The 22,148-nt window shown below is 55.4% G+C and carries 20 protein-coding genes; 8 read left to right on the plus strand and 12 right to left on the minus strand.

All coding sequences use genetic code 11. The features are described from left to right. Nucleotides 1–3: 3 nt before the first annotated feature. From phnK to phnG, 5 genes are all read right to left on the minus strand, one after another. On the minus strand, nt 4–783 hold the full coding sequence (gene phnK / locus ACZ5FM_RS00810; RefSeq protein WP_250983474.1) for a phosphonate C-P lyase system protein PhnK: 780 nt from the start codon (nt 781–783) through the stop codon (nt 4–6). Further along, the gene (locus ACZ5FM_RS00815) at nt 780–1,682 is read right to left on the minus strand and encodes an alpha-D-ribose 1-methylphosphonate 5-phosphate C-P-lyase PhnJ (protein ID WP_250983475.1); all 903 of its coding nucleotides are present in this window, start codon (nt 1,680–1,682) and stop codon (nt 780–782) included. The genes phnK and ACZ5FM_RS00815 overlap by 4 nt, the downstream gene beginning before the upstream one ends. Before the next feature lie 140 nt (nt 1,683–1,822). Continuing rightward, nucleotides 1,823–2,944, minus strand: coding sequence for a carbon-phosphorus lyase complex subunit (locus ACZ5FM_RS00820; protein WP_464039454.1), 1,122 nt, complete (start codon nt 2,942–2,944; stop codon nt 1,823–1,825). 3 nt (nt 2,945–2,947) lie between these two features. Further along, nucleotides 2,948–3,556 carry a phosphonate C-P lyase system protein PhnH gene (gene phnH / locus ACZ5FM_RS00825; RefSeq protein ID WP_464039455.1) on the minus strand — a complete coding sequence of 203 codons (609 nt, stop codon included), beginning with the start codon at nt 3,554–3,556 and terminating at the stop codon, nt 2,948–2,950. After that, a complete protein-coding gene (phnG, locus tag ACZ5FM_RS00830) occupies nt 3,556–4,017 on the minus strand; it encodes a phosphonate C-P lyase system protein PhnG (RefSeq protein ID WP_464039456.1) in 462 nt (153 codons plus the stop codon). The genes phnH and phnG overlap by 1 nt, the downstream gene beginning before the upstream one ends. Nucleotides 4,018–4,117: 100 nt before the next feature. Here phnG and phnF point away from each other — a divergent pair, with 100 nt between their 5' ends. Then, nucleotides 4,118–4,849 carry a phosphonate metabolism transcriptional regulator PhnF gene (gene phnF / locus ACZ5FM_RS00835; RefSeq protein ID WP_312946816.1) on the plus strand — a complete coding sequence of 244 codons (732 nt, stop codon included), beginning with the start codon at nt 4,118–4,120 and terminating at the stop codon, nt 4,847–4,849. An 88-nt stretch (nt 4,850–4,937) separates the two neighbouring features. Here the strand turns inward: phnF and ACZ5FM_RS00840 are convergent, their stop codons facing one another. From ACZ5FM_RS00840 to mepA, 6 genes are all read right to left on the minus strand, one after another. Beyond that, nucleotides 4,938–5,573 (minus strand): 2,3-bisphosphoglycerate-dependent phosphoglycerate mutase, encoded by a 636-nt coding sequence (locus ACZ5FM_RS00840; protein WP_259147682.1) that lies wholly within the window; start codon nt 5,571–5,573, stop codon nt 4,938–4,940. 30 nt (nt 5,574–5,603) lie between these two features. Beyond that, on the minus strand, nt 5,604–6,428 hold the full coding sequence (gene dapB / locus ACZ5FM_RS00845) for a 4-hydroxy-tetrahydrodipicolinate reductase (protein ID WP_312946251.1): 825 nt from the start codon (nt 6,426–6,428) through the stop codon (nt 5,604–5,606). 8 nt (nt 6,429–6,436) lie between these two features. Beyond that, nucleotides 6,437–8,209: an ABC transporter ATP-binding protein gene (locus ACZ5FM_RS00850; RefSeq protein WP_409515567.1), complete on the minus strand. Its 1,773-nt coding sequence runs from the start codon at nt 8,207–8,209 to the stop codon at nt 6,437–6,439. 125 nt (nt 8,210–8,334) lie between these two features. Further along, the gene (locus ACZ5FM_RS00855; protein WP_250983482.1) at nt 8,335–9,357 is read right to left on the minus strand and encodes a glucokinase; all 1,023 of its coding nucleotides are present in this window, start codon (nt 9,355–9,357) and stop codon (nt 8,335–8,337) included. A gap of 52 nt (nt 9,358–9,409) precedes the next feature. Continuing rightward, a complete protein-coding gene (locus tag ACZ5FM_RS00860; RefSeq protein ID WP_192486880.1) occupies nt 9,410–9,787 on the minus strand; it encodes a methylglyoxal synthase in 378 nt (125 codons plus the stop codon). 95 nt (nt 9,788–9,882) lie between these two features. Continuing rightward, complete coding sequence (gene mepA, locus ACZ5FM_RS00865) at nt 9,883–10,935, minus strand: penicillin-insensitive murein endopeptidase (RefSeq protein WP_464039458.1); 1,053 nt, start codon at nt 10,933–10,935, stop codon at nt 9,883–9,885. Nucleotides 10,936–11,138: 203 nt separating this feature from the next. Between mepA and ACZ5FM_RS00870 the strand changes: the two genes are divergently transcribed. The 7 genes from ACZ5FM_RS00870 to ACZ5FM_RS00900 all read left to right on the plus strand — a co-directional run bounded on the left by ACZ5FM_RS00870 (nt 11,139) and on the right by ACZ5FM_RS00900 (nt 20,895). Further along, nucleotides 11,139–12,983, plus strand: coding sequence for an extracellular solute-binding protein (locus ACZ5FM_RS00870; RefSeq protein ID WP_464040505.1), 1,845 nt, complete (start codon nt 11,139–11,141; stop codon nt 12,981–12,983). A gap of 145 nt (nt 12,984–13,128) precedes the next feature. Further along, complete coding sequence (locus tag ACZ5FM_RS00875) at nt 13,129–14,223, plus strand: microcin C ABC transporter permease YejB (protein WP_250983483.1); 1,095 nt, start codon at nt 13,129–13,131, stop codon at nt 14,221–14,223. Beyond that, on the plus strand, nt 14,223–15,368 hold the full coding sequence (locus tag ACZ5FM_RS00880; protein WP_464039459.1) for an ABC transporter permease: 1,146 nt from the start codon (nt 14,223–14,225) through the stop codon (nt 15,366–15,368). Before ACZ5FM_RS00875 ends, ACZ5FM_RS00880 begins: the two co-directional genes overlap by 1 nt. Nucleotides 15,369–15,397: 29 nt before the next feature. Next, nucleotides 15,398–17,026: an ABC transporter ATP-binding protein gene (locus tag ACZ5FM_RS00885; protein ID WP_192487824.1), complete on the plus strand. Its 1,629-nt coding sequence runs from the start codon at nt 15,398–15,400 to the stop codon at nt 17,024–17,026. Nucleotides 17,027–17,172: 146 nt separating this feature from the next. After that, nucleotides 17,173–18,420: an NAD(P)/FAD-dependent oxidoreductase gene (locus ACZ5FM_RS00890; protein ID WP_464039460.1), complete on the plus strand. Its 1,248-nt coding sequence runs from the start codon at nt 17,173–17,175 to the stop codon at nt 18,418–18,420. 359 nt (nt 18,421–18,779) lie between these two features. Beyond that, on the plus strand, nt 18,780–19,847 hold the full coding sequence (locus ACZ5FM_RS00895; protein WP_275640500.1) for a YjgN family protein: 1,068 nt from the start codon (nt 18,780–18,782) through the stop codon (nt 19,845–19,847). Then, a complete protein-coding gene (locus ACZ5FM_RS00900; protein WP_464040506.1) occupies nt 19,837–20,895 on the plus strand; it encodes a M48 family metallopeptidase in 1,059 nt (352 codons plus the stop codon). Before ACZ5FM_RS00895 ends, ACZ5FM_RS00900 begins: the two co-directional genes overlap by 11 nt. Before the next feature lie 33 nt (nt 20,896–20,928). Here ACZ5FM_RS00900 and ACZ5FM_RS00905 read toward each other — a convergent pair whose 3' ends face one another. Continuing rightward, complete coding sequence (locus tag ACZ5FM_RS00905; protein WP_405049444.1) at nt 20,929–21,993, minus strand: Fe(3+) ABC transporter substrate-binding protein; 1,065 nt, start codon at nt 21,991–21,993, stop codon at nt 20,929–20,931. Nucleotides 21,994–22,148 lie beyond the last annotated feature (155 nt).

The raw sequence follows: 22,148 nt of genomic DNA on the forward strand, positions 1-22,148 counted from the left end.
CTTTCAGACTTGCAGGATCGAGGAAACGAGCAATTGTGTGTAGGGCTGGCGAGGGTCATCCAGCACACGGTCCGTCAGACCGTGTTCGATGACGTGGCCATCCTTCATTACCATCATGCGATGTGACAGAAGACGTGCAACTGCCAGGTCGTGAGTAACAACGATAACCGCAAGACCAAGATCGTTGACCAGTCCGCGAACCAGATCGAGCAGACGGGCCTGCACGGACACATCCAGGCCACCGGTTGGTTCATCCATGAACACAAGACGTGGCGAGGTCACGAGATTGCGGGCTATCTGCAGTCGCTGGCGCATACCTCCCGAAAAGGCGCGAGGCTGGTCGTCAATGCGGTCAATGCCGATTTCCACCCGTTGCAGCCAGTCCGACGCCGTATCGCGGATGTTGCCGTAGTGGCGTGCGCCAACCGCCATCAGCCGCTCGCCGACATTGCCTCCAGCCGAAACGGTCATTCGCAGGCCATCGGCAGGGTTCTGGTGCACGAAACCCCAGTCGGTGCGCATCAGCAGGCGGCGTTCTGCTTCGTTGATGTGGTAGAGATTGCGGGTCACGTCGTCGCGCATGCGATATTCAACTGTGCCGGCGGTCGGCAGAAGGCGCGTCGAGATACAGTTGAGCAATGTCGTCTTGCCCGAACCGGATTCACCGACGATGGCCAGCACTTCACCGGGCCATAGTTCGAAAGACACATCCTTGCAACCAATCCGGCCACCGTAAAACTTGGAGACATTGCTCACTTTCAGCAAAGGCGTATCGCTGTTCATTCTGCTGCCTCCGGCATGTCTGGTGAAAGGTGACCGCGGTGGCCGTGGTCACGACGGTCCTCGCAGTGGTCGGTATCCGAACAGACGAACATACGTCCGCCCGCATCATCCAGAATGACTTCATCTAGATAGACATTGTCAGCGCCGCACAGCGCGCAGGGCTTGTCGAATGTCTGGATCTCAAACGGGTGGTCGTCGAAATCGAGGCTGACAACCTCGGTATAGGGCGGGACCGCGTAAATGCGTTTTTCACGACCGGCACCAAATAGCTGCAAGGCATCGGACATGTGCATTTTCGGATTGTCGAACTTTGGCGTCGGTGACGGGTCCATGACGTAACGGCCAGCAACCTTCACCGGATAGGCATAGGTGCGGGAGATACGGCCATTATGGGCAATGTCTTCATATAGACGTACATGCATGAGACCATATTCTTCGAGCGCATGCATGACACGGGTTTCCGTTTCACGCGGCTCAAGGAAACGCAACGGTTCGGGAATCGGTACCTGATAGACGAGCACCTGACCTGCCGTCAGTTTTTCCTCGGGAATGCGGTGACGGGTCTGGATGATGGTTGCTTGGCTGGTATGGGTGGTGACAGCGACATTGGCCACCTTCTGGAAGAAGGCGCGGATGGAAACCGCATTGGTGGTGTCGTCGGCGCCTTGGTCGATAACTTTCAGCGTATCGTCCAGTCCGATGATGGCAGCTGTGACCTGCACACCACCGGTGCCCCAGCCGTATGGCATGGGCATTTCGCGCGATGCAAACGGTACCTGATAACCCGGCACGGCGATGGCTTTGAGAATAGCGCGGCGGATCATTCGCTTGGTCTGTTCATCCAGATAAGCGAAGTTGTAACCGGCTAAATCATCCTTGAATGAAACTTCAGGCGGCATTGTGCGTTATCCCTTCATGTAAAAGGAGTACAAGCTCATGGATACTGGCATTCTGATCGGTTTGTTCTTTGCACTGTTCATTGCGCTGAACATCGTTTGTGCAGTTTGGTATGCGGAAAGCCTGCGTAGCAGGAACAAGCTCATTCAGCAGCATCGGCAATACTTCCCGTAATATTGGCGGCCACGCTGTTTTTTGACGCTTGATAGTCGGAGCGCATTTTTCGCACCAACGCGAGTTCCGCTTGAAAATCCACGTAATGCGGTAGCTTGAGGTGCTCTACAAAGCCGGTTGCCTGGACATTGTCCGCGTGGGAAATGACGAATTCCTCATCCTGAGCGGGGGCAGTGATATCCTCGCCAAATTCCTCGGCGCGAAGCGCGCGGTCCACCAGTGACATAGACATGGCTTTGCGCTCGCTCTGGCCAAACACCAGCCCATAACCGCGGGTAAACTGCGGTGGCGCCTTGGACGAGCCCTTGAACTGGTTGACCATCTGGCATTCCGTGACGCGGATTTCTCCAAGCGAGACAGCAAAGCCCAATTCCGGCACGTCGATTTCCACTTCGACTTCGCCGATACGCACCTCACCCACAAACGGGTGGTTACGGCCGTAGCCACGCTGCGTGGAGTAGGCGAGTGCGAGCAGAAAACCCTCGTCGCCACGTGCCAGCGATTGCAGACGCAAGTCGCGCGGCATCGGGAATTCCATCGGCTCGCGCGTCAGGTCACCGGCCTTATGATCCAATGGCATTTCGCCATCGGTTTCAATCAGGCCTTCGGCTGCCAGAATGTCGGACACTTTGGAAACAGTGTCGATGCCATCGCTTTCGAGCGCCGCTTCTTCAACAAAGCCGTCTTCCAGTAGCGATGGGTCAAGCAGACGGTGCGTGTAGTCGAAGGTTGGGCCAAGCAACTGACCACCGGGCAAATCCTTGTAGGTGGCGGAAACGCGGCGTTCGACCCGCATAGTGCCCGTCTCAATCGGCTTTGATGTGCCAAAGCGCGGTAGTGTCGTGCGGTAAGCGCGCAGCAGGAAGATCGCCTCGATCATGTCGCCGCGCGATTGTTTGATGGCCAGTGCTGCAAGTGCGGTATCGTGAAGCGATGCTTCGGCCATCACGCGGTCAACCGCGAGGCCAAGCTGCGCAACGATCTGCTCAATGGTCAAAGCTGGCAGGGAACGGTCGCCGCGACGACGGTCGGCCAGCAGACGATGGGCATTGGCAATGGCGGTCTCTCCGCCTTTGACGGCAACATACATCGATCAATTCTCCATCAGGTCTATGCGCGTGCTGCGCGGCAGGCAGAGGAAACTGTCACCACTTGTCAGGATGACATCTATACCGCGTGGAAAGGCCAGTCGGTTTTCCGCCCACATATGCAGAAACGCTTGCGTCAATCCTTGTGGTGCAATCTGGCGCTCGTCGCGAATACCGGGACCGGTCAACCGAAAAGGTGAACCACCGATAAGCGCCGCAACCTCGATCAACAGTGTCGTCGAGCGGTCTGGATATTCCTGCGTGCCGACTGAAAACAAGCCAAGCGAGGTCAGGGCCGCGCCTGCTTCAAACACCGCGAAACGGGCTCCACTTTTGTCGGTTTCCAGTTCGGCACCGGTATGGAAGGAAAGCCAGCCGGGAACGCCTGACTTGGCCAGCTCACCGTTCATCCAGAATGGCGTGTCTTGGTCGCAAAGCGTCAGCAACACGGCACCTGCGGCCTTGCCCAGCGGTGCTGGCGGTTTGACACGGGCGTCAGCCACATGAATGGTACCGGGCTGCGCCATGCCATCCATCAGCTTGCGAAACACGCCCTGGGATTCAAAAACGGGATCGGCAAAACCGCCCGACAAAATATCGCCCTTGTGGTCCATCAGTCGTCTCCCCGAACCATGGTGAAGAAATTGACGCGCGTTGCCGCGGTCTCCTGTTTCTTTTGGTTGGCGGTGGCCTGAAGGCGCTGTTCAACCGGCGACAGCAGATTGGTTTCAATCATGTCCCGCGTTGCCGGTTCCTGCCAAAGGGCGTCGAAGATCGCGGAAACCCAGGCCTTCTTTTTGTTGGTGCCAAGTGCATGTGCGTGACCGACCGTGCCGGAGGCCAGGCGGATCGTGGCACGTGTCATGGTTGCTTCACCAAGGTTGAATGCATCGCCACCGCCACCAATGCGGCCGCGTACCATGATGAGGCCGGTTTCCGGCCCACGCACCTTTTCAGCTTCGGGCGACTGTTCCAGTCCGCCCCACACGCTCATCAGTTCTTCCATGCTGGCGCGTGCAAGCAGGGCTGCGACCCGCTGACGACCTTCAATCGATGGTATGTTCTTTGTTTGCATCTTATCCTCAAATGTCTATTGATATAGACAACCATACAAGATAGGATATTGCTATCCGACTGACATGACAAGCGTGTGACATATGACTGTAACGGCTTCGATGGGCGCCAATGTGCGCAGGAAAAACGGCGTCGCTCTCTGGCGGCAGATTGCCGACCGCATTCGGCAATCTATTCTGGCCGGTGAGTATGATGAAGCTGGCATGCTTCCCCCCGAAATGGTGCTGTCTGAAACCTTCAGCGTCAACCGGCACACGGTACGTAGCGCCATCTCGGCCTTGGCGGATGAGGGGATCGTTCAGCCACTGCAAGGTCGTGGCACGATGATTGTGCGCAAGGATCGGCTGAGTTTCCCGATTTCAAAACGAACCCGCTTTTCCGAAGGGGTTGGCGACCAGGTTCGCGAAATGCAGGGGCTGCTGTTGTCGTCATCAATTGAGACGGCACCAATCGAAGTCGCTCGACAACTGGGACTTGTGCAGGGTGCGACCGTCATCTGTCTCGAACTGTTGCGCAAGGCCGACCGTCGCCCGGTATCACGCTCGACCACGTGGTTTCCTGCCGACCGGTTTGAAGGCATTGCCGCAGCCTACGAAAAAAGCGGATCGATTACTGCGGCTTTCAAGGCGGTGGGCCTCAACGACTATATGCGCGCTTCGACAAAGATCTCTGCCATGCATGCCAGCGCCGATGATCTCGCCGCACTTGAGCTTTCACCGGGGGCAATCCTTCTGGTGACGCATGCACTGAACACCGATCTGGATGGTAAACCGGTGCAATATGCCATCAGCCGTTTTCCGGCAGACACGGTGGAATTCCGGATGGAGAACTGATTTTCAGGACTTACACATTCAACAATGTGACATAAAAAAGGTCGGAGCGCAGAACGCTCCGACCTTTTCAATTGCGTGTTGCCAGGACTTAATGCGCGGCGGACATGTCGCCGAGAACGTCCTTGGAGATAACGGTGGAATCCGCTTTCAGCTTGTAAACCATCGGCACACCGGTCGCGAGGTTGAGCTTGAGGATCTCTTCCTTGCTCAGGCGATCCAGAACCATCACCAGCGAACGCAGCGAATTGCCATGAGCGGCAACCAGTACGTTTTCACCACGCAGCACGCGCGGCAGAATTTCGGTGAGGTAATAAGGCCAGACGCGCGCACCCGTGTCGCGCAGGCTTTCGCCACCAGGAGGTGGTACGTCATAGGAACGGCGCCAAATATGAACCTGTTCTTCGCCCCACTTTTCGCGGGCGTCGTCCTTGTTCAGGCCCGAGAGATCGCCATAGTCGCGCTCGTTCAGCGCCTGGTCGCGGATCGTTGTCAGGTCAGGCTGTCCAACATTGTTGAGAACGATCTGGCAGGTCTTCTGCGCACGAGTCAGGTCCGACGTAAAAGCGATGTCGAACTTAATGCCGTAATCTGCCAGTGCCTTGCCACCTGCATTGGCTTCCTGCACGCCAAGCTCGGTCAGGTCGGGGTCACGCCAGCCCGTGAAAAGGTTCTTCAGGTTCCAGTCGCTCTGGCCGTGGCGAACAAGCACGAGAGTTCCGCTCATAGTCAATTCCCTCCGTAAAAATGAAAATTATCAGGCTTCAGACAGCCCCAAAACATCGAGCATTGAATAAAGACCGGGCTTCTGGCCACGTGCCCATATGGCTGCTGCCAGTGCGCCGCGTGCAAAAATCGACCGGTCGCCGGCATAATGCGACAGCGTTACACGCTCGCCTTCGCCGGCAAAAATCACTGAGTGGTCGCCAATAACCGAACCGCCGCGCAACGCTGCAAAACCGATCGTGCCTTCGACGCGTGCGCCAGTATGCCCATCACGCACCCGCACCGACGATGATGCCAGATCGATCCCACGACCTATTGCTGCTTCATTACCCAGAAGCAATGCGGTGCCGGATGGTGCGTCAACCTTGTGTTTGTGGTGCATTTCAACCACCTCAATGTCCCAGGCATTGGCAGGCAAAGCCTTTGCCGTCTGGCGGGCCAGCACACCGAGAAGATTAACACCAAGGCTCATATTGCCTGACTTGACGACGCGGGCATGACGGGCCGCCGCTTCAAACTTGGCTTCATCTTCCGGGGAGCAACCGGTAGTGCCGATCACGTGCACGATGCGAGCCTGTGCTGCAAGTGCAGCAAAGGTGACGCTTGAGGCAGGGGAGGTGAAATCGATAACACCTTCTGCATTCACGAATGCTTCCAGCGGATCGCTGGTGATCGAAACACCGTTCACGCCGAGGCCGGCAATCTCACCGGCATCCTTGCCGATAAAGGCAGAGGTCTCGCGTTCAATGGCAGCATGCAGCGTGACACCCGGGGTCTCGTGAATAAGACGGATCAGGGTTTGTCCCATACGACCGGCAGCGCCGACCACCACCAGTTTCATGTCGTTGCTGCTCATGCGTCAGTTCACTCTTCTGCAGATGACTTCAGACCGCTGCCGGTCGATTGAAGATTATTGAGGTGAGCGTAAAGCCCGTTTTCCTGCTTCGCAAGCTCTTCATGCGTGCCTTGCTCAAGCACCTGGCCGTCATGCATCACAACGATCTTGTCGGCCCGGACAACGGTGGAAAGACGGTGGGCAATCACGATGACGGTGCGTCCGTTCATCGTCGTTTCCAAGGCTTTCTGCACGTAGGATTCCGATTCCGTGTCCAGCGCCGAGGTCGCCTCATCGAGAAGCAGGATCGCCGCATTGCGAACCAGCGCGCGGGCAATTGACAGACGCTGACGCTGGCCGCCGGAAAGGCTCATGCCATTTTCACCGACCGGTGTGTCATACCCCATCGGCTGAGCCATGATGAAATCATGCGCATAGGCCTGTCTTGCCGCATCTTCAATCTCGGCATCAGTCGCATCGGGGCGGCCATAACGGATATTGTCGCGAATGGTACCTTCAAACAGATAAGGTTGCTGCGAAACATAAGCGATGTGGTGGCGCAGCGATGCCTTCTTCACATCGGCAATATTCTGCCCATCAACCAGAATTTCACCCTCCAGCGGGTCGTAAAACCGTGGGATGAGGCTGATGATGGTCGACTTGCCAGCGCCTGAAGGACCAACCAGCGCGGTCGTCTTCCCACCTTCCGCCACGAAGGACACGTTACGGAGAATGGAATTTTCCTTGTTGTAACCGAAGGACACGTTGCGCAGCTCGATTGTCGCATTGGCAACGGTCAGCTCACCGGCATCCGGCTTGTCCCGCTGCAGCGGCTGCAAATCCAAGAGCTCGTAGATCATACGGGCGTTGACAGTTGCCTGTTCCATCTGCACCTGCAGGCGAGCCAGACGGCGGGCTGGGTCGTACGCCATCAGCAGCGCGGTGACGAAGGAGAAAAATGCACCGGGTGCAACGCCGCCGTAAATCGACCGGAAGGCGGCATAGGCCAACACGCTCGAAATCGCGAGACCGGCAAATGTTTCGGTCAGAGGTGCAGTCCGTTCGGTCAACCGGGCAATGCGGTTTGCGCGCCCTTCGGCCGATTTGATGACCTCGTTGACCTTCTCTTCTAGCTGCTTTTCCATCGTGAAGGCTTTGACGATGGCCATGCCCTGAATGGTTTCCTGCGTGGCACCCAGAACGCGGCTGTTGAGCACGATGGCGTCACGCGTGGCACTGCGCAGGCGTTTGGAAATGTAACGAAGACCAATCAGCAGCGGTGGTGCAACCACCAGAATGACCAGCGAAAGCAGGGCATCCTTGGACACCATGACGCCGATCAGCGCGATTAGCGTCAGCAGGTCACGGGCAATCGAGGTGACCGTCAGGTTGAGAACATCACGCACGCCGCTGACATTCTGGGTGATCTGTGCGGCAAGATGCGCCGAACGGGCTTCGTTGAAAAAACCGACCGAAAGCGTCATCAGATGCGAATAGATACGCTTCTGATACCCGGCGACAATGTTGTTGCCGATCTTTGACAGCAGCACTGACTGGCCATAGGTCGCAAAACCGCGCAGCACGAAAGCGGCGAAAATGCTGGAGCATATGATGATGACGAGGTCGGCACGCTTGTTGGCGAAGGCTTCGTTGATCACCGATTCCATGATCCAGGCCGTAAAAGCCGTCGTTGCTGCCACCACTAGCAGGCAGGAAATGGCAAGAATGTAATTGCGCAAATGCGCACGGCCATTTTCAGCAATAATACGTTTCAGGATTCCCGAAACCTTTTCGGAATCCATCGGCTTTTTTGTGCGTACGGTAGAGTTCAAACGCTGATCTGCCCTGTTAGTGTGCGGCCTCCCGCTTTTGAGGCGGTTCTATAACCAGTCGAGGCGCTTTTGGCCATAGACAAGTTAATGCGCAGTCACACCACCCAGCGCCGTCCTTCAAGCGTAAGGCCATAGTTTTCAGGCGAACGAGCAAAGGTTGCAAGCCCTGCGAGTGCCGCCTGCGAATGCGTCACCACATAGGTAGGGATGGTCGAGAGCAGGGCGTTGTGTGGAGCCTTGTCTTCAAAGGCTGCGCGGAACTCTCCCTGTTTAAGGGCCGGGATGATTTTCTGGGAAATACCACCAGCCAGATAAACGCCACCGCGCGCCATGAAGATCAGCGCAAGGTCACCTGCCAGGCGGCCGAGATAGGTGCTGAACAGGGTCAATGTTTCGGCAGCCTGTGTGTCGTCACCAGCCAGGCCATGCGAGGTGATGTCAGCCGGGTCCTTGAAGGCGGGCTTGACGCCATCAGCAGCGCAAACCGCGTTATAGAGGTAAACCAGCCCGCGGCCGCACAGGATCTGCTCGCCAGAAATGCGTCCCTCGATGGGCTCGAGATGTGGGAAAACCTGGAAATCGCGCTCGCTTCTTGGGCCAATGTCGACATGGCCGCCTTCACCGGGAACCGGGAACCACATGTTGCGGGCATGGACGAGGCCGGCAACGCCGAGCCCGGTGCCAGGGCCAAGCACAACACGCGAGGCGATCATGTCCTTGTTGTCAGGGCCGATAAGGTCGCGGTTTTCATTATCGAGCGCCGAAATCGCCAGCGCCTGCGCTTCAAAGTCATTGATGACAATGATGTCTTCAAGGCCAAGCTTTTCCAGCATCTGCTGAGGGCGCACCACCCAGTCGCAATTGGTCAGTGGAATTTCATCGCTTTCGATAGGACCAGCGACAGCCAGAATGGCCGAACGCGGCTGCACTGAGGTCTTGTCGAGGATCGATGTCTGGATTGCGTCATCAATGGTGGCGAAGTCGGCGGTCTTGACGCTGACGAACTGCCGAGGTTCTGCAAAGGCATCCAGGAGGATGGAAAAACGGGCATTGGTGCCGCCAATATCACCGATCAGAATAGGAAACGGGAGATGATCTTTTTCGATATTTTTTGACATGGATGCTCTCACCGTGGAATTTGAAACAGGGCGTGACCGGAAACGAATTTAATTAAAGCTGGAAATCGACCAGTTTTTCCGCAGTCGCCCGATTGAGCGCCATGGGAATGTCGTAGACGGTTGCAAGTCGCGTCAACGCTTTTACATCGACATCATGAGGCATTGATGTCAGTGGATCGACAAAGAAAATCAGCATATGCACTTCACCTTGCGCAATCATCGCGCCGATCTGTTGGTCGCCGCCAAGGGGACCGCTCTTCAGACGCGTGACGTTGAGGTCAGGGCAGGCATCCTGCACGCGGCCGCCGGTGGTACCGGTGGCGACAATGCGCCATTTGGCCAGAGACGCGCTGTGCTGGCGGGCAAAATCCGCCATGTCGTCCTTTTTCTGATCGTGGGCAATCAGGGCGATGCACTGTTCGGATGCCATGCCATCAACTTTCATGTCATGAATTCAATCGATTTGATTTCTTCTATAACAGCTTGTTGCCATTTGAAAAGCCGGGTTTGCCCGATCCGTTGAATTCAATTCACCGGACGGGCAAGTGGTATCGGGACACCGGCAGGCGCACTGCCGCCGACGGCATCTTGCGAAATAATCGCCTCGATCTGCGAAGAAGGCTGTGATGGCGCAGAATAGGCGCTTGGCAGTGCAGAGTTAAACGACGCAATGGATGGAGCCGCCAAGACCGAAGAACAGGCCTTTGGCAAATCCGACAGCATCATTGGACGCGGTTTGACCGGTTTTGCATTCGGGTCTTTTTTCGGCGGAGCCCATGGTTCTTTGGTGAACCACCAGGCGAGTGACTTGTCGCAACCGTCTCCGGCTGGAACAGCCGCCTGCGGTTTGCAACCGACAGCACCGGCCGGGCACTTGATACGAATATGGAAATGTTCGTCATGACCGTAAATCGGTCTGATCTTGCCCATGTCGGAGCGGTCACCCGACCATGTTTCACAAAGCTTCTTTTTGATGGCCGGGTTCACGAAAACCCGGTCCACCTGCGGATAGCTGGCAGCCTGCATCACAAGACGTGCGTGGGTAGAGGTCCAGCGATGCGGATTGACGGTCAGGAACTTGTTCTTGTCCAGCATCGAGGTGAACGGCAGGTTGTCACGCTCCTGCGGTGTCATCACGCGGTTTGGCATCGGTGTAAACCAGATGTCGGCATCAAGGCCGATCTGGTGCGATGCGTGACCAGACAACATCGGGCCACCCCGTGGCTGCGAAATATCGCCAACCAGCAATCCCGGCCAGCCGATTTTCTGCGCATCCTGTGAAAACTGCTCCAGCAGTGCAATCAACTGCGGCTGACCCCAGTTGCGATTGCGCGACGGACGCATGGCCTGCCAGCCCGGCCCATCCTTGGGCAGGGCAACGGCACCCGACTGGCAACCCTTGGCATAAGATCCATAAGGCGACGAGGCGTTGGCATTGGGCAGGAGCGCTGCACCAAACAATTCCTTGGCAGGTTTGTCATCTAAAGCGTAGGCAGTGCCGCCCATGCCAATGTTGGATGAGAGGACCGCCAGCGCGACAACGCCGGTACGCCAGATGCCATCAAGTGTCGTTTTCATTCTCGTCTGCCGCATGTGAAAGTGATTTGCCCACAAGTCTAACTGAAAAGCGCATCAAGCTGAAACATCATTTTGGTGAAACAATGGTTCTGACGCCTCTGGAGACCGATCCGGATAATAAGGTTGTGAGCCACCCGCCTCTATATTTTGCCGCACTTTCGCTTATGCTTCTGGCACGCGATGACAAAACGGAGATGGACTGCATGCTATTTAACAGGCTGAAACCCTGCCTCATCACCTTGAGCGCATTATCGGTGTTGTCGACACCTTTTTCAGCCTCGGCGCAGGACGCCGACAAGTGGCGCAGCGGTATTTCCGCGATCGGCGAACTCAAATATCCCGAGGGGTTCGAACGTTTTGCTTATGTCAATCCCGAGGCGCCCAAAGGTGGCGCGTTGCGTTTGTCGGCTAATGGCACGTTCGATACGCTTAATCTGTTGCTTGACAAAGGTGAGGCTGCCAACGGTTTGGGCCTCGTTTACGATACGCTGATGGTAAGCTCCGAAGAGGAGTTGTCAGCCTCTTACGGGCTGCTGGCGGAGGCTGTGAGCTTCCCCGATGATATCTCGAAAGCAGTTTTTCGTCTGCGAAAAGAAGCAAAATGGGCGGATGGCCAGCCTGTAACGCCAGAAGATGTCGTTTTCAGTTTTGAGAAAACCAAGGAACTCAGCACCAGTAAGGCGAACTATTACACCCACGTCAGCAAGGCGGAAGTCACAGGCGAACGCGAAGTAACCTTCACCTTCGATGAGGCAAACAACAAGGAATTACCGCAGATTGTCGGGCAATTGGCAATCGTGCCCAAACATTGGTGGGAGGGCACCGGCCCGGATGGCAAGCCACGCGACATTTCTCGCGTTACGCTGGAGCCGGTTATGGGGTCCGGTCCATACAAGGTCGCATCCGTTTCGTCAGGGTCTACGTTGACCTATGAATTGCGCGACGATTATTGGGGCAAGGACCTCAACGTCAATGTCGGGCAAAACAACTTCAAGACCATCAGCTACAGTTTCTTTACCGACCAGGATGTGGAATTTCAGGCCTTCAAATCCGGCACGATTGATTTCCGCCAGGAGCAGTCCTCCAGCCGTTGGGTCAAGCAGTATGATTTTCCCGCCGTCAAGGATGGGCGGATAACAAAGGAAGAATTGCCGAATGTCTATCGCGCTGCCGGCATCATGCAGGCTTTTGTACCGAACCAGCGACGGGAAAAATTCCAAGATCCAAATATGCGAAAGGCACTCAATTACGCCTTCGATTTCGAGGATTTGAACAAGACACTGGCCTTCGGTCAGTTCCAGCGCATCAACAGTTTCTTCATGGGAAGCGAACTGGCGTCCTCTGGCTTGCCGACAGGCAGGGAGTTGGAAATTCTGACGGAGTTGAAAGATCAGCTTCCTCCTGAGGTTTTCACCACGGAATATCAAAACCCTGTTGCTGGTGATCCCGGCAAACAGCGAACCAATCTTCTTGAGGCGAAGAAGCTGATGGAACTGGCCGGTTATGAATTGCGCGGCAACAAGATGGTCAATGCGCAAACCGGCAAACAGCTTGATATCGAACTGCTGATCGATTCAGTTGGCATGGAGCGTACGGTCACGCCGTTCATCCAAAATCTGAAAAGGATCGGCGTCAACGCAACGCTGCGTACGGTAGATGCATCGCAATACGCCAACCGCGTGCGCAGCTTCGATTTTGACATGATTGTTAAACTCTGGGGAACCTCGGCCAGCCCAGGCAATGAGCAGGCTGATTACTGGGGATCGGCAGCAGCAGAACGCCCGGGGTCGGGGAACGTGGGCGGCATTAAGAACCCTGCCGTGGATGCCTTGGTACGAAAGGTCATTTTTGCTCCAAACCGTGATGAACAGGTGGCCGCTGCCCGTGCGCTGGACCGTGTTCTGCTGTCAAACGCCTATGTGGTGCCGCAGTTTTATCGCGGCTTCAGTTCCATTGCCTATTGGAACACGCTGGTTCACCCGAAAGAGTTGCCTGAATATGGGCTTGGTTTCCCCAATGCCTGGTGGTCCGCCAGCGCCGGAAAATGATGCGGGTCTTGCTTTATAAGCCAAGCCTTGATTCACATAGCAAATTACGAATCATACAGTGTGCGGGATCTGCCGCACTCCGGAAAGGAAACGGTTTGACGCAGCCGATGACAGCCGAACCCAACTCCCTGAAGCGGAGCACCTGATGGGAGCTTATATTCTGCGGCGTCTGGCCCTGATGATACCGACGATTGTCGGCATCATGGGCATTTCCTTCCTCGTCATCCAGTTTGCCCCGGGCGGGCCGGTGGAGCAGGTTATTGCCCAGCTTTCCGGTTCGGGTGACAGTGCTGCGGACAGGCTTTCCGGTGGTGGCAACATGCTCGGGCAGGCTGGCGCGTTTGATGAGGGTGGCGCCACCTATCGAGGTGCTCAGGGTCTCGACCCAGAGCTGATCGCCAAGCTGGAAAAGCAGTTCGGTTTCGACAAGCCGCCTTTGACCCGCTTTCTTGATATGATGTGGAATTATATCCGCTTCGATTTCGGCGAAAGTTTCTTCAAGGGCCGTTCGGTGGTGGATCTCATCATCGAAAAAATGCCCGTCTCCATCTCGCTCGGCATCTGGATAATGATCATTTCCTATATGATCTCCATTCCGCTCGGCATCAAAAAGGCGGTATCGGATGGTTCGACCTTTGACGTCTGGACGTCGGGCATCATCATCATCGGTTACGCTGTTCCAAGCTTTCTGTTTGGTATTCTGCTGATTGTGTTGTTTGCCGGTGGCTCGTTCTTTGACTGGTTTCCGCTGCGCGGCTTGGTCTCGGATAATTTTGATTCCCTTCCATGGTGGGAAAAGATCATCGACTATTTCTGGCACCTGGCGCTGCCATTGATCGCGCTGTCGCTGTCGGCCTTTGCGACAACGACCTTGTTGACGAAGAATTCCTTCATTGACGAGATCAAGAAGCAATATGTCGTCACGGCAAGGGCCAAGGGATTGTCCGAACGCAAGGTCCTGTACGGCCATGTGTTCCGGAACGCCATGCTGATCGTGATTGCCGGTTTTCCTGGCGCATTCATTTCAGCCTTCTTCACCGGATCTCTATTGATCGAGAATATCTTCTCGCTGGATGGTCTTGGCCGTCTCGGTTATCTCGCGGTCATCGAGCGCGATTATCCGATCGTCTTTGGAACGCTGTTCATCTTTTCGCTGATGGGGCTTGTTGTCGGGCTGGTGTCCGACGTCCTCTATACATGGATTGATCCGCGGATCGATTTCGAACGGAGGGACGTGTAATGACCGACCTCACCTCGGGCATCGAAACTACAGCTGCAAAGCCGGACAAACCTTGGTTCTCTCCCACCACCAAACGCCGTTGGCAGAATTTTAAAGCCAACAGACGCGGATACTGGTCGTTCTGGTTGTTCCTGTTTCTGTTTATCGGCAGCCTCTTTGCCGAATTCATCGCCAACGATAAACCGATCCTCGCCTCCTACAAAGGCGAACTGCTGGTACCTGTTCTGGTGGATTATCCTGAAGAGAAGTTCGGCGGTTTTCTTGCACAGACGGATTACAAGTCATCCTTCATCCGTGAGGAAATTGAGAACAATGGCTGGATCATCTGGCCACCGATCCGCTATTCCTATCAGACCGTGAATTCCAACATTCCAAGTTCCGCACCCACGGCGCCTTTCTGGATGCTGGACAGTGCGGAGCGTTGCAGCGCCTATCCTCTGGGCGACAAGGATCCGGACTGCACGCTTGGCAACATGAACTGGCTGGGCACCGATAATCAGGCACGCGACGTGACCTCACGTATGATTTACGGCTTCCGTATCTCGGTGTTGTTTGGTCTTGCTCTGACCATTGCCTCGGCTATCGTCGGTGTGACGGCTGGTGCCGTGCAGGGTTATTTTGGTGGCTGGACTGACCTTTTGATGCAACGTTTCATCGAAATCTGGTCGTCCATGCCGGTGCTTTATATCCTGCTGATCATCGCATCGATCTTGCCGCCCGGCTTCTTTATTCTGCTCGGTATCCTGCTGTTGTTTTCATGGGTTGGGTTTGTCGGCATTGTGCGTGCCGAATTCCTGCGCGCTAGAAACTTTGAGTATGTCAATGCCGCGCGCGCACTGGGTGTCGGCAACTGGACAATCATGTTCCGCCACCTGTTGCCCAATGCCATGGTGGCCACACTGACCTTCCTGCCGTTCATCCTGTCGGGATCCATTACCACGCTGACATCGCTGGATTTCCTTGGTTTCGGCATGCCGCCGGGCTCGCCTTCACTGGGGGAAATGATCTCTCAGGGTAAAAACAATCTGCAGGCACCGTGGCTTGGACTGACGGCATTCTTCACCATGTCCATCATGCTTTCACTGCTGATCTTTGTCGGCGAGGCCGTGCGCGATGCCTATGATCCGCGCAAGACATTCCGGTGAGCGCGATGTCGAACAAAGTGGCCGATACAATGACCAAACCCATTCTTTCCGTCCGTAACCTGTCGGTAGCCTTTCATCAGGGCGGCAGCCAAAGCATTGCTGTCGACGGCGTGTCCTTCGATATCATGCCGGGCGAAGTGGTGGCGCTCGTCGGGGAATCCGGGTCCGGAAAATCAGTGACAGCAAACTCGATTTTGAAATTGCTGCCTTATCCGGCCGCCAGCCATCCCTCCGGTGAAATCCTGTTTGAAGACAAGGATATGCTGAAGCTGCCGGAGCGCGAATTGCGTGCCGTGCGCGGCAACGACATCACCATGATTTTCCAGGAGCCGATGACCTCGCTTAATCCACTGCACACGATTGAGCGGCAGATTGGCGAAATTCTGGAACTGCATCAGGCCATGACAGGCACGCAGGCGCGTGCACGCATCCTGGAACTGTTGTTGCAGGTGGGTATTCGTGATCCCGAGAAACGCCTGAAAGCCTACCCGCACGAATTGTCCGGCGGCCAACGTCAGCGTGTAATGATCGCCATGGCGCTAGCCAACCGGCCAAAGTTGCTGATTGCCGACGAACCGACGACAGCGCTCGATGTGACGGTGCAGGCACAAATTCTGGAACTGTTGCGTAATCTGAAAGAACAGCACAGCATGTCCATGCTGTTCATTACACACGACCTTGGCATTGTTCGCAAATTCGCCGACCGTGTCTGCGTGATGACAAAGGGCAAGATCGTTGAAACAGGTCCTGTCGAGCAAGTGTTCAACACACCGCAACATGCCTATACCCGCCATCTCCTGGCCGCCGAACCGAAGGGTGAGCCGCCCCATTCGGATGACAGCAAACCGGTGGTGATGCAGGGCGATGACATCAAGGTCTGGTTCCCGATCAAGGCTGGCCTGATGCGAAGGGTCGTTGATCACGTCAAGGCCGTCGATGGTATCGATCTGACGCTACGGGCAGGGCAGACACTCGGTGTTGTCGGTGAATCCGGCTCTGGCAAGACCACGCTCGGCCTGGCGCTGGCGCGCTTGATAAGGTCACAAGGGCGGATCAGTTTTCTCGGAAACCAGATCGACGGTTATTCCTTCGAAGATATGAAACCGCTCAGAAACCGCTTGCAGGTGGTGTTTCAGGATCCCTATGGATCGCTGAGCCCGCGCATGTCGGTGGGTGAGATCGTCGCTGAAGGCCTGAAAGTGCATGAAAAGGCACTGTCGTCGGAAGAGCGTGACCGGCGCGTGGCATCGGTGCTGGAAGAGGTGGGTCTTGATCCGGCAACCCGCTGGCGTTACCCGCACGAATTTTCCGGCGGGCAGCGGCAGCGTATCGCCATTGCACGCGCTATGGTGTTAAAGCCTCGGTTTGTCATGCTGGATGAACCGACGTCAGCGCTTGATATGAGCGTGCAGGCGCAGGTGGTGGACTTGCTGCGTGATCTGCAGGCCAAACATGATCTTGCTTATCTGTTCATCAGCCATGACCTGAAAGTGGTCAAGGCACTGGCCAATGAGGTCATCGTCATGCGGCAGGGCAAGGTGGTGGAAAAAGGTCCATCCACCCAGATATTCAACGCCCCGCAGCAGGATTATACCAAGGCGCTGATGGCAGCGGCCTTTAATATCGAGGCCGTGGAAACACCAGCCGTCAATCAATAATTGGAAAGTCCCGGCACGGTGCGGGCTTTGTCCCGTGCCGGTTGTTATTCCCGCGTTAGGGCGTGATTTTGCCATTGCTTTCAGTTCGTGGCCGCCGCATCTTCCTCTCATCAGGGGAAGATGATGCGGGTAATGGGACTGGTGGAATGACAGCAGATGTAATCGTATTGGGTGCCGGTATCGTCGGCGTTTCCACGGCGCTGCAACTGGCACGCAAGGGCAAGAGTGTCGTCCTTGTTGACCGGCGTGAACCGGGTGAAGAAACCTCATTTGGCAATGCCGGGCTTATCCAGCGTGAAGGTGTTGTGCCATACGGTTTTCCGCAGGACCCGGGAAAAATCCTTCGTTACGCATTAAACAATAGTATCGACGCGCATTACCACTTGTCCGCCTTGCCATCGGTGGTCTCGTTCTTGGCCAAATACTGGTGGAACTCCAATGCATCGCGTCACCAGGCGATCGCGCGTGCCTATGCGCCGCTGATCGAACATTCGATTTCCGAACATCAGATATTGATTGAAGCGGCTGACGCAGGGCACCTGATCGCCAAGAATGGCTGGATGGAGGCGTATCGAACACCTGAAAAGCGCGATGCCGAATATGCAGAGGCTGATCGCATTTCCGTGCAATATGGCGTGCGTTATACCCGGTTGAGCAAGGGGGAACTGGAACAGGCGGAACCGCATCTCAGCCACGATTTTGTCGGCGCGTTGAAATGGGAAGACCCGTGGTCGGTTCTCGATCCACGCGGCCTGACCATGGCTTATCTGGCTCTGTTCCAAAGCCTTGGCGGCAAGTTCATAAAAGGAGATGCAACAACCCTTGCGCAAACCGCAACCGGCTGGAAAGTGCGCACGCTGGATGGAGCGGTGGAGGCTGCCGAAGTGGTTTTGGCACTTGGACCATGGGCTGATGAGGTCACACGTAAGTTAGGTTATCGCTTCACGCTTGGCGTAAAACGCGGTTATCACATGCATTATAATTTGCGTAACGGCGCCAAGCTCAACAACTGGCTTCTGGACGGTGAACGCGGATATTTCCTCGGTCCTATGAGTAAGGGCATTCGCATGACAACAGGCGCAGAGTTTGCCCGTCGCGATGCGCCGAAAACGCCTGTTCAGCTTGACCGCGCCGAAAAGGTTGCCCGGACGATCCTGCCGCTTGGTGACAGGCTGGATGCCGAACCCTGGATGGGTGCGCGACCCTGCACCACAGACATGATGCCGATTATCGGTCAAGCGCCGCGCCATAAAAGCCTGTGGTTTGCGTTTGGACATGCTCACCACGGATTGACGCTTGGGCCAATTTCCGGTCGTATTCTGGCCGAGATGATGAATGGCGAAACGACAGTCATTCCCGCCGGTGCCTACCGCCCGGAACGTTTCAACCCGTGAAGATCGGGCGGATCAATATCTGACCAATCAATTGATTTTTCAATCAAATGATTGGTCGATTTCGTTAAGCTTGTACTTGATTACCTGAAAAAAGATCGTTTAGAAAATGCTCTTGCATTCAGCAAGAAAACAAGACAGAAGCACTCAAGTAATGCAACCGTCTTGGGTTTTACTAACCTTAAGCGTGTGGTGGTGGGGACCGGCCCGATAAATGTCAGGCAACCACATGACAGCGTCGTTCAGCCTTATGGCTGTTATCCAGCGACACTCAGAGTGATTGATCTTTGCATCGCGCTCGCCGGGAAGCATTTTGTTCTCCGGCCCGATGCATGAGTAGACAAGGATGAGAGGACAAATTTATGAATGAAGCTTTTGTTCCTGTCGGAAGGCAGGCAGCTTTTGAACGCGGCAGCTTCACTGGCAGCGCCAAGGAATATTTCGGCATCTGGATCGTCAACATTCTCCTGACGATCGTGACAATTGGCATTTATTCCGCCTGGGCAAAGGTGCGCCGCAAACGTTACTTCAATGGTAACACCGTTCTTCACGGCCGCGCTTTTGGCTACCACGCCACCGGCGGACAGATTTTCAAAGGCCGTCTGATTGCCTTTGGTTTCATCATTGTCATGAACGTTCTGGCGTATCTTATCCCGCCTGCCGCTCTGATTTCACCGATCGTTATCTTTATTTTCCTGCCGTGGCTGATCATGCGCAGCATTCGTTTTAACGCACGCGTCACCAGCTATCGTAATGTTCGTTTTGACTTTGTGGGCACCGCAGGTGGCGCATTTGTATCGATCCTGCTTGGCAGCATGGTTGCGTTCCTGTCTTTTGGCATTCTGGCACCGTTCAGCAGCCGTTGGGCCACCAATTATATTTTCGGCAACCTGCGTTATGGCGACCGTCCGTTCACAGCTGATCCGAAGATCGGCAAGCTTTACAAGGCATGGATCATTCCTGCGGTCATGGTCGTCGTCGGTGGTAGTGTATTTGGCGTGCTCGTAACAATGTTATTTATGGCCGTTTACTCTGGTACCGATGCGCCTCCCGCCGCCGGAATTCTGGGTGCGATTTATTTCGCAATGTTCGGTGCTTTCATCATCTATGGCTTCGCGGGTATCATATACCGCGTTGGCGTGCGCAATGTTGTCGTGTCGTCCATGTTGCTGGACGGAAAACACCAGCTGCAAAGTGACCTTGGCCGCGGCCGTTATTTGTGGATCGTTATTTCAAACCTCGTCGTCAGTGTGTTGAGCCTTGGTCTGATGCGCCCTTGGGCGGCGGTGCGCGAAGCACGTTACAGTGTCGAACACACGGCAATTCGTTTTGACGGCGATGTAGGCGAAGTTCTATCGTCCATTGAAGCAACGGGCGCTGCGGTCAGCGCCGAATATATGGACATGGAAGGCTTTGAGTTTGGTTTCTGATATCAGGAACATGGTTTCGGGCGAGTGGCATGCCGCTCGCTCGAACATTTCAAACCCCGCACAACTCAAACTCAGTGGCCACATGCTGCTGGTTTATGGTGCCAACGACAACAGGGTGTATGTGCAGGCTGATATCGAACTGGTCGAGGTCAGCCAGCGTGTTGGCTCAATTCCCAGGGAAATCACCTTTCCCGACGGCTCGCTGTTTGAAACGCCTGATAATGACGCCGTCGACACATTACTGCGCCATCACCGTAAAAAGGGTGTCGGCGTTGTCCATTGGCTGGAACAGTTCCGCCCGCGCCTGATCGGTATTACGGCCGCTGCGATTTTCCTTGCCTATGCCACCTATCGGCTGGCACTGCCCGCGATGGTGGAGCTTGCCGTTGCCGTCACGCCACCAATTGTTCCAAGCCTGATGTCCGCCAGCACCATGCAGACGCTTGACCGGACGGCTTTTTCGCCGAGCGAACTGACCGACGAAAAACAAAATGAGATCCGGCAGGATTTTGCCAAGATCGCAGCGCATGCCGAGGGGTCGCCTGAGGATTACAAGCTGAACTTCCGCAAGGGCGGGGTCATTGGCCCCAATGCCTTTGCGCTGCCCGATGGTACACTTGTCGTTACCGATGAGCTGGTTTCATTGGCTGGCGACGATCTACAGATGATCACCGGTGTGCTGGCCCACGAAATTGGCCATGTCGAATATGAGCACAGTCTGCGCCAGCTTTACCGCGCAGCCGGTTTGGCCGGTCTGGTCATGCTGGTGGCGGGTGACGTTGGTTCTGCCATGGAAGATATTCTGACGCAGGGCGGTGGTCTTCTGGCCCTGTCGCATTCACGTGATGCAGAAGCCGAAGCCGACAGGCGCTCGGTGGAATTGATGCGGGCTGCTGGCCTCGATGCCACGGCGATTGAACGGTTCTTTGCGCTGATGGAAAAAGAGTTCGGTGATCACGACAAGACGAGCATGCTCTCAACCCATCCCGGTACACCGGAACGGCGTGAGGCAATCATCAATTACGATAAGGAATTACAGAACCGCTGAATGCCTTGAGGCGCGGTGCGTCAAGGCTTCCTGTCAGTTCGACGGGCCTTCGTTGAAGCCGACTTCGTCCACCAGTTCCGAAGCTTCTTTTCTGTGCGCGGCAATCTCGGTCAGGGACAGTGGGTCCGGCTTTATCGGGCCAAAACCTTTGACGACGTCGGAAGGCTGCGCACCCGGCAGAACCGGATATTCAAACACTTCCTTTGCGTAGATTTCCTGCGCCTCACCAGAGGCCAGGAACTCCATCAGCTTCAGCGCATTGTCGCGGTTCGGAGCATATTTGGTCATGGCCACGCCCGAGATATTGACGTGTGTGCCGCGATCGGCAGCATTCGGGAAGATGACCCGTACAGCACCGGCCCATTCTTTTTCTTCCGGCTCCTTGTCATTGGTCAGCATCAGGCCAACGTAATAGGTATTGCCAAGCGCGATATCGCACTCGCCGGAAAAGATCGATTTCGCCTGGGTGCGATCAGTACCGTCAGGCTTGCGGGCCAGATTGTTTTTCAGACCGGTCAGCCATTCGCGGGTATAGTCAACACCGTGATGGGCAATCATCGAGGCAAACAGCGCAATATTATACGAGTGCTGACCATCACGAATGCAGATGCGGCCTTTCCACTTGGGGTCTGACAGTTCCTCGTAGGTGATGTCCTTTTGTGTCACGCGGTCCCTGGAAGCGTAAACGACACGGCCACGTGTCGTCAGGCCGAACCACTCGCCCTCCGGGTCGCGCAGATTGGCAGGAATGTCCTTTTCAATGACGGGATCATTCAGCACAGGCTGCGTAACGCCGCCCTCCTTGGCCTCGACCAAACGTGCAATATCAACCGTCAGCAGAATATCGGCAGGCGAATTGACGCCCTCGGCCTGAATGCGTTCGACAAGCCCTTTGTCTAGAAACAGCACATTGGTTTCGATGCCGGTCTCTTTGGTAAAGGCGTCCAGCAGCGGCTGAATGAGTTCCGGTTGGCGGTAGGAGTAAACATTGACTTCACCGTCGGCGAAAGCTGTGGAAACACCGGAGCAAAATAAGCATCCTGTTAACGCAGCCCAAAAAACGCGAGGTTTCACGCTTGCCATTGGCCTAGCCTCCATTACATTGCCATTGTTGAGTTGTTTGTTCATGATTCAAGGGAATGGTCAACACGGCTATTTCAGCAATTCTGAAATTTAATGGAATTTTTTCCAATCTTGGAATTGTTCTAAACTGAAATACAGACTATATAACTCCACAAAGAGAGTTAGGAGAC

This window comes from Agrobacterium sp. 5Ca50, assembly GCF_055381905.1.

What these genes read in the sequence shown, in the direction of transcription:
- dapB (WP_312946251.1), bottom strand. Translation starts at nt 6,428, where the DNA reads ATGAGCAGCAACGACATGAAACTGGTGGTGGTCGGCGCTGCCGGTCGT.
- ACZ5FM_RS00880 (WP_464039459.1), top strand. Translation starts at nt 14,223, where the DNA reads ATGACCGACCTCACCTCGGGCATCGAAACTACAGCTGCAAAGCCGGAC.
- phnG (WP_464039456.1), bottom strand. Translation starts at nt 4,017, where the DNA reads ATGCAAACAAAGAACATACCATCGATTGAAGGTCGTCAGCGGGTCGCA.
- ACZ5FM_RS00855 (WP_250983482.1), bottom strand. Translation starts at nt 9,357, where the DNA reads ATGTCAAAAAATATCGAAAAAGATCATCTCCCGTTTCCTATTCTGATC.
- ACZ5FM_RS00870 (WP_464040505.1), top strand. Translation starts at nt 11,139, where the DNA reads ATGCTATTTAACAGGCTGAAACCCTGCCTCATCACCTTGAGCGCATTA.
- ACZ5FM_RS00875 (WP_250983483.1), top strand. Translation starts at nt 13,129, where the DNA reads ATGGGAGCTTATATTCTGCGGCGTCTGGCCCTGATGATACCGACGATT.
- ACZ5FM_RS00860 (WP_192486880.1), bottom strand. Translation starts at nt 9,787, where the DNA reads ATGGCATCCGAACAGTGCATCGCCCTGATTGCCCACGATCAGAAAAAG.
- ACZ5FM_RS00890 (WP_464039460.1), top strand. Translation starts at nt 17,173, where the DNA reads ATGACAGCAGATGTAATCGTATTGGGTGCCGGTATCGTCGGCGTTTCC.
- phnH (WP_464039455.1), bottom strand. Translation starts at nt 3,556, where the DNA reads ATGGACCACAAGGGCGATATTTTGTCGGGCGGTTTTGCCGATCCCGTT.
- ACZ5FM_RS00820 (WP_464039454.1), bottom strand. Translation starts at nt 2,944, where the DNA reads ATGTATGTTGCCGTCAAAGGCGGAGAGACCGCCATTGCCAATGCCCAT.
- ACZ5FM_RS00815 (WP_250983475.1), bottom strand. Translation starts at nt 1,682, where the DNA reads ATGCCGCCTGAAGTTTCATTCAAGGATGATTTAGCCGGTTACAACTTC.
- ACZ5FM_RS00905 (WP_405049444.1), bottom strand. Translation starts at nt 21,993, where the DNA reads ATGGAGGCTAGGCCAATGGCAAGCGTGAAACCTCGCGTTTTTTGGGCT.
- ACZ5FM_RS00850 (WP_409515567.1), bottom strand. Translation starts at nt 8,209, where the DNA reads ATGGATTCCGAAAAGGTTTCGGGAATCCTGAAACGTATTATTGCTGAA.
- phnK (WP_250983474.1), bottom strand. Translation starts at nt 783, where the DNA reads ATGAACAGCGATACGCCTTTGCTGAAAGTGAGCAATGTCTCCAAGTTT.
- mepA (WP_464039458.1), bottom strand. Translation starts at nt 10,935, where the DNA reads ATGAAAACGACACTTGATGGCATCTGGCGTACCGGCGTTGTCGCGCTG.
- ACZ5FM_RS00840 (WP_259147682.1), bottom strand. Translation starts at nt 5,573, where the DNA reads ATGAGCGGAACTCTCGTGCTTGTTCGCCACGGCCAGAGCGACTGGAAC.
- ACZ5FM_RS00895 (WP_275640500.1), top strand. Translation starts at nt 18,780, where the DNA reads ATGAATGAAGCTTTTGTTCCTGTCGGAAGGCAGGCAGCTTTTGAACGC.
- ACZ5FM_RS00885 (WP_192487824.1), top strand. Translation starts at nt 15,398, where the DNA reads ATGACCAAACCCATTCTTTCCGTCCGTAACCTGTCGGTAGCCTTTCAT.
- phnF (WP_312946816.1), top strand. Translation starts at nt 4,118, where the DNA reads ATGGGCGCCAATGTGCGCAGGAAAAACGGCGTCGCTCTCTGGCGGCAG.